This window comes from Flavobacterium sp. (assembly GCF_044376915.1).
GTDB lineage: Bacteria > Bacteroidota > Bacteroidia > Flavobacteriales > Flavobacteriaceae > Flavobacterium.
On the sequence record NZ_JBILKB010000092.1, the window covers coordinates 1 to 6,370 of the forward strand.

Here is a 6,370-nt window from a genome sequence, read left to right on the forward strand (position 1 = left end):
ACATTTTTATTAAAGAACATATTTAATTACCTGGCTTTAAATCATTTAATGCTATTAAAAAATGGCGTCTTGAAGGATTTAAGAAATAAAATGTTTGATAAAATCATCGGACTTCCCATCTCCTATTATTCTGAAAAACGAAAAGGAGACATGATGGCCAGAATGCTTGGCGATGTTAATGAAGTTCGGAATTCTTTTTTCAATATACTTGAATTGGTTATTAAAGAACCCATGACCATTGTCTTTACAATTGGAGCGATGATTGTAATTAGCTTCAAATTGACTTTATTTGTGTTTATTTTTATTCCAGTTTCGGGATTTGTCATTTCTAAAATTGGTAAAAGTTTAAAAGGAAAATCCAAAAAAGCGCAGGATGAAAATGGGTATTTGATTTCGGTTGTGGAAGAAACTTTGGGCGGATTAAAAGTGGTAAAAAGCTACAATGCAGAAGGTGCTTTCACCAACAAATTCAACAACTCAATCCACCGTTTGTACCGATTAACCAACAGTATTGGAAGGAAAAACAACCTCTCCTCGCCAATGAGTGAATTTATGGGCATTGTCGTAATTGCCATTTTACTATGGTATGGCGGAAATATGGTTTTAGTCGAAACTTTTGCCAATGGCGAACCCTTACTCGAAGGCTCGAAGTTTATTGCCTACATGGGATTAGCATATAATATCTTAACACCTGCTAAAGCCATTTCAAAAGCTTCTTACCAAGTAAAAAGTGGTTTAGCGGCAGCTGAGCGCGTTTTTGACGTATTGGAAGTGGAAAACACCATTACCAACAAGGAAAATGCAGTAGTAAAAACGTCATTTGATACTTCTATCTCTATTGAAAATATCCACTTTAAATATGAAGATGAAAACGTATTAAAAAACTTTTCATTGGAAGTTCCTAAAGGAAAAACCGTGGCGTTAGTTGGACAATCGGGTTCTGGAAAAAGTACGATTGCCAATTTACTAACGCGTTTCTATGATGTACAAGAAGGAAATGTAAAAATCGACGGTACCGACATCAAAGACATGACATTAGAATCCCTTCGAAATTTAATGGGATTGGTGACTCAGGATTCGATATTATTCAATGATACCATTAAAAACAATATACTACTTGGCAAGCAAGATGCAACCGATGAAGAAATTATTGCAGCCTTAAAAGTAGCAAATGCATACGAATTCGTTTCAGCGTTACCTAACGGAATCGAGACTAATATTGGTGATGCAGGTGGAAAACTTTCAGGCGGGCAAAAACAACGTTTATCGATTGCTAGAGCGGTTTTGAAAAACCCACCCATTATGATTTTGGATGAGGCGACTTCGGCTTTGGATACGGAAAGTGAAAAATTTGTACAAGTGGCGTTAGAAAACATGATGCAAAACAGAACTTCTATTGTTATAGCGCACCGTTTGTCAACCATTCAAAAAGCCGACAACATTGTGGTAATGCACAAAGGCGAAATTGTGGAACAAGGAACGCATGATGAATTGTTGACCCTTAACGGAACGTATTCGAAATTAGTGATGATGCAGAGCTTTGAGTAAAATTTGGGAGTTGGAAGTTGAGAGATGAAAGTTAGTAGTTTAACAACTTCAATAAGTCGAAACGCTGATTTAAATAGTTTTTTTTGACTTTTTGTGACTTTATACAACAATTTCTTTAAATCAATTTTGACTTTAAACTTGTAATTTAATTTTATAAATGTACATTAACAGCTCAAATATTACATTAACCGAAGACAATAATACTATTGTTTGGAAATATTTGGACTTGTCTAAGTTTTTAGACATGTTGTTGTCGCAACAGTTATTTATGTCGCGTTCGGATAAATTTGAAGACCAATACGAAGGAACCTTCTCAGAACCTACCTTTGAAGAAATCAAAAAAATTGCTGCAAACAAACCTGAGTTTTTAGACTATTATAAATCCCATCGGGAAAAAGTGGTAATTAGCAGCTGGCACATCAACGAATATGAATCGTTTGCCATGTGGCAAATTTTTACTAAAAACAATGAAGGCTTAGCGATTCAATCGACTATCGGACGGTTAAAAGAAGCTTTACAACCTGAAAACCGTGTAGAACAGTATATTGGTAATGTAAATTATATCGATTATAAGAAAGAATACATTCCGTTTGACAATGCCTTTTTTCCGTTCTTATTCAAACGAAAAAGCTTTCAATATGAGCGTGAAGTGCGCATTATTACCGATGTGAGTTCGCATAATATTTCGGTAAATGAAGGCATAAAAATCAATGTAGACCTCAACCAGTTGATTGAAAAAATATACATTCATCCCAAAAGTGAAAATTGGTACAAAAAACTAGTGATTGAACTGGTATCCAAACTGAATTTTAATATCGAAATTGAAAAATCTGACCTAGAAAGTGATATTTTAATTTAGATAAAAAATGACTTTCAACAAGGGAGCACTTTAATTGGGAGTATACATTTCCACCTTCCATTCGTTAGCCATTAAATTGACATAATGATAATGTACTTTATCATTTTTATCAAAAGCCCCGTTTTTATTAACATCTTCAATAGATCTAAAATACAAACGATTTTGCGCTTCGATGATGCTCCAATCAATTACTTCTTGAAATTCAGTTGATATTTTAGTGAATTCTGTTCCGCTAGTGGTACTTAAATAAAGAGACCTGATATCGTTTTTATTGATTTTTCCATCTTTATTAGTATCGGCGTCAACCAACGTATATACCATGATTTGCTTTTTGAATTTAGCAGCAATGGTACTTAAAAAAGTAGCGGTTTGTATTTGTACTTTTTTTTTAGTTAAGGGCTTAACAACAGTAGAATCAATATGTTGAAAATGCAAGTTATCAAAATACCCTGTAATTTCATTTTGATTATAATTTGAAATCGCATAACTTATTTGGTTTGCTTTGCTACTTCCATACGTCTTTCCTTCAATATCATAAACACGAACATCTCCAATTGGATGAATGAGATAACGAGTACCTTCCATCAAAATTGGTAAATCAGCAACTTTGAATTCAGAAGAATCTTTAGGTGTTGTTGATTGACCTTCCTTATTTTCTTCATAACTCACTTTTGGCGTTTCATGTTCTTGTTTACAACTCACTAAAGAAACCAACAAGACTAATGATAATAGGGTTCGCATATGCTCAAATTTTAGAATCAAATATACTAAAAATAACGCAGAATTTACAGACGAGCAATTAGTTTCAAACTAAAAACGCGGGTCGTCATGTAATTGGGAATACCGTATTGCGACTTGGTATACACATCGCGCACCCAAGTATTCGTAATGGCATTTTGGTTGTTGAAAAGATTAAAAATTTCTAATCCCAATGAAAACTCTTCAAACGGTTTCAACCACGATAAGTTGGAGGTTAATTTCTCGTCTTTGAAAACGAAAGAAAACCCAACATCGGCTCTTTTGTAATCGTTCAAACGCAACTGATAATTATAAGGATCCGCATAGGATGGAGATCCTCCAGGCAATCCCGTATTGTACACTAAATTTAAGTACAGTTTTAAGTTGGGAATATTGGGCATATAATCTTGAAATAAGATACCAAATTTCAAACGCTGGTCGGTTGGACGGGCAATGAATCCTTTATTGTTTTGATTTTCTTCTGTTTTTAGGTACCCAAATGTAAACCAAGACTCGGTTCCCGGCACAAATTCCCCATTGATTCTGGCATCAAAACCATAAGCATACGCTGTGGCTTCATTATTAGCACGGTATCGAATACGAACATTGTCAATTGTATACGTATTTACATCGGTTATGTTCTTGTAATACGCTTCCGAAACCAGTTTAAAAGGTCGCGCCCACATTTCAAAACTATAATCACTACTGAAAACCAAATGAAACGACTGCTGGGCTTTTACATTGGTCTGCACTACCCCATCATAATCTCGTAATTCCCTATAAAAAGGAGGTTGATGATACAATCCGCCCGACAAACGAAATAAAATATCCTTTTCCCATTCGGGCTTGAATGCAAATTGAACCCGTGGTGAAAAAGTAACTTGACTCTTTCCTTGAGGTCTTCCATAGGCATTTACTTGCCATTGGTGGCCACGAACACCGGCATTCAACCAATAATTATGTGCCCCAATTTTTCCTCTTTTATTCCATTGAAAATAGCCAGACAACCGATTGATTCGGGTAAAATTTGTCGCTCGAACGTTTTGATAAGGTGCTAATGGACCTACGTATGGGTTGTAGGGTTGATCATTTTGATAGTCCAAAATAGGATTGGGCAATGAAAAACCGGCCGAGTCAATAGCTTCCCATTCTACAATTCGATCTCTTATATCTTCCAACGTAAATTTAGCACCCCATTCTACTTGTGATTTTTTGGAAATCTCATGAAAACCTTTTACTTCTGCATTGACGATCAAGGCATCTAAATCGTTGCGTGCGTGCGTTAGTTGTGAACCTATTCCACGAGAATATACAACATCTCCAAACGATTCCGAACCAATATTTGCATCTACTTCGCCCAATCGGTATTGCGCCAAAATATCATAATATTCTTGCTCTTGGGTATGGTATGCGGAGGCGATAAATTTAAGCTTATTGGAATTATTATACTGATAAACCGCTTTTCCAGCACCAAAGTAGGTCGAATACTTATCCTTTTCTTGCCCTTCATAATAGACCAGAAGCGCTATGGGTTCGCTAATCGTACCAAAATTAGTTTGACGACTGAGCGGTTGATAATTGTAGTTGTTTTGAGAAATATTCCCTAAAAAACTAAAATTCCACTGGGTTGAAGCGTTGAAATTAAGCAAGGTTTGTACATCAAAAAAAGTAGGTTTAAAATTCGTTTGCGTTTCCTGGCTGTTAACTAATAAACTGTTATCTCGGTATCTCACGCCCGTAATATTTGACCACTTTTGATTTTTCGAAACCCCTTCAGCTGTAATACTTCCGCCTAATAAACTCGCTTCTAAACCTGTTCTAAAACGCTTTGGATTGCGATACGTAATGTCTAATACTGAAGAAAGTTTATCGCCATATTTTGATTGAAATCCTCCGGCAGAAAAATCAACATTTTCGACCATATGGGTATTGGTAAAACTCAATCCTTCTTGTTGCCCTGACCGAATTAAAAAGGGGCGGTAAACTTCAATTTCGTTGACATAAACCAAATTTTCATCATAATTTCCACCACGAACGGCATAGGATGTACTCAATTCATTATTGGAGTACACACCAGGAAGTGTTTTGATAATATTTTCAACTCCCGCATTTGCTCCGGGTATCAATCGAATGGTGACCGGATCAATCGAAGTAACACCTTCAATTCGTTTTTTACTATCGCTGGTTATGACAAGTTCACCCATTTGCTCTATCTTAGAACTCAAAACCGGATTCAATTCATAGTCTTCATTGGGCTTCAATTCGAGCGTTATGGTGCTGTTTTTAAAGGAAGGATGTGAAAAAACAAGCATTACTTTTTGTTGGGCAGGAATTTCGATAGCATAAAATCCATTCGCGTTGGTAAAAACCACTTTTTCAAGACCTTTTATAGTCACTTGTTCAATAGGATTTTGAAATTCGTCTAAAATAACGCCTTTTACGCGAGCCTTCTGGGCAAAAGTGATTGCAGAACACAAACAAAGAAAGAAAAATAAGCCGCTTTTTTTCAAAATATGAATTTTATTATTTAAAAAAGTAAGATTCAAAGGTAGTAGAATTTTGCAAACTATCGGTCACGACAATCTTTAAATCATTTCTCCCTGAAACGCAAATGCCATCGTCTAAATTGTGTAGCAACTTATTTGTTTTGTAATCATATTCTAATAAAATCCATTTTCCATTCAAATACCCTTTATATGAAGCAATATCGGAATGCAAGTCGGCAGCACAAACACTGATTGTTTTTTGATCTTTCAACGTTTTTCCTTCGACAAAATTGACGTTATAAATACGTGGTGGTGTAGTGTCTTGAGCCAGTTTATAGGTTCCTAAGGTCTTGACTTTAGTAGAAAAGGAATTGGCTTTGCGTGTGGTTTTGTTATATTCCAATTTATATCCTTCCAATGTGGCAATATACGTTTTGCTCAATTGCGCTTCGGTTAACCCCGCTGCGTCGTTAAAGGTCAACGTAATGTTTTTGTGCACAGGCACACTATCATCGTGTAGGGTTACCACATCACCATTGACCTCAAAATTCATATAAAAATTAGCATAAAAGGCATTTTCAGGCACATAGACCGAAACGTTGTTTTTCTCAAAAATAGATTCGGTTTTGGCTTTTACGAAGTAGGGTGTTTTTTGAATGGTTTTTTTTATGGACGGTACCTGAGAACCATATTCAATAGGAATAATGAGTTCTATCTTATTTTGATGAAAATCATACAA

At 35.6% G+C, this 6,370-nt stretch carries 4 protein-coding genes and 1 pseudogene; 2 read left to right on the forward strand and 3 right to left on the reverse strand.

Features of this window, described 5'->3' with window-relative positions; all coding sequences use genetic code 11:
- On the forward strand, nt 1-1,548 hold a 1,548-nt coding region (locus ACIQ6Z_RS08620; RefSeq protein WP_396210491.1), incomplete at its 5' end, for an ABC transporter ATP-binding protein.
- Between the two features lie 157 nt (nt 1,549-1,705).
- Entirely contained in the window at nt 1,706-2,407 is a 702-nt protein-coding gene (locus ACIQ6Z_RS08625) for a hypothetical protein (protein ID WP_396210492.1), read from the forward strand.
- Between the two features lie 30 nt (nt 2,408-2,437).
- On the opposite strand, the gene ACIQ6Z_RS08630 is transcribed toward ACIQ6Z_RS08625, so the two are convergent.
- The 3 genes and pseudogenes from ACIQ6Z_RS08630 to ACIQ6Z_RS08640 all read right to left on the reverse strand — a co-directional run.
- Complete coding sequence (locus ACIQ6Z_RS08630; protein WP_396210493.1) at nt 2,438-3,148, reverse strand: hypothetical protein; 711 nt, start codon at nt 3,146-3,148, stop codon at nt 2,438-2,440.
- A 44-nt stretch (nt 3,149-3,192) separates the two neighbouring features.
- The gene (locus ACIQ6Z_RS08635) at nt 3,193-5,655 is read right to left on the reverse strand and encodes a carboxypeptidase-like regulatory domain-containing protein (RefSeq protein ID WP_396210494.1); all 2,463 of its coding nucleotides are present in this window, start codon (nt 5,653-5,655) and stop codon (nt 3,193-3,195) included.
- A gap of 13 nt (nt 5,656-5,668) precedes the next feature.
- Nucleotides 5,669-6,370 (reverse strand): annotated as a pseudogene (locus tag ACIQ6Z_RS08640) (M23 family peptidase); the annotation flags it as partial.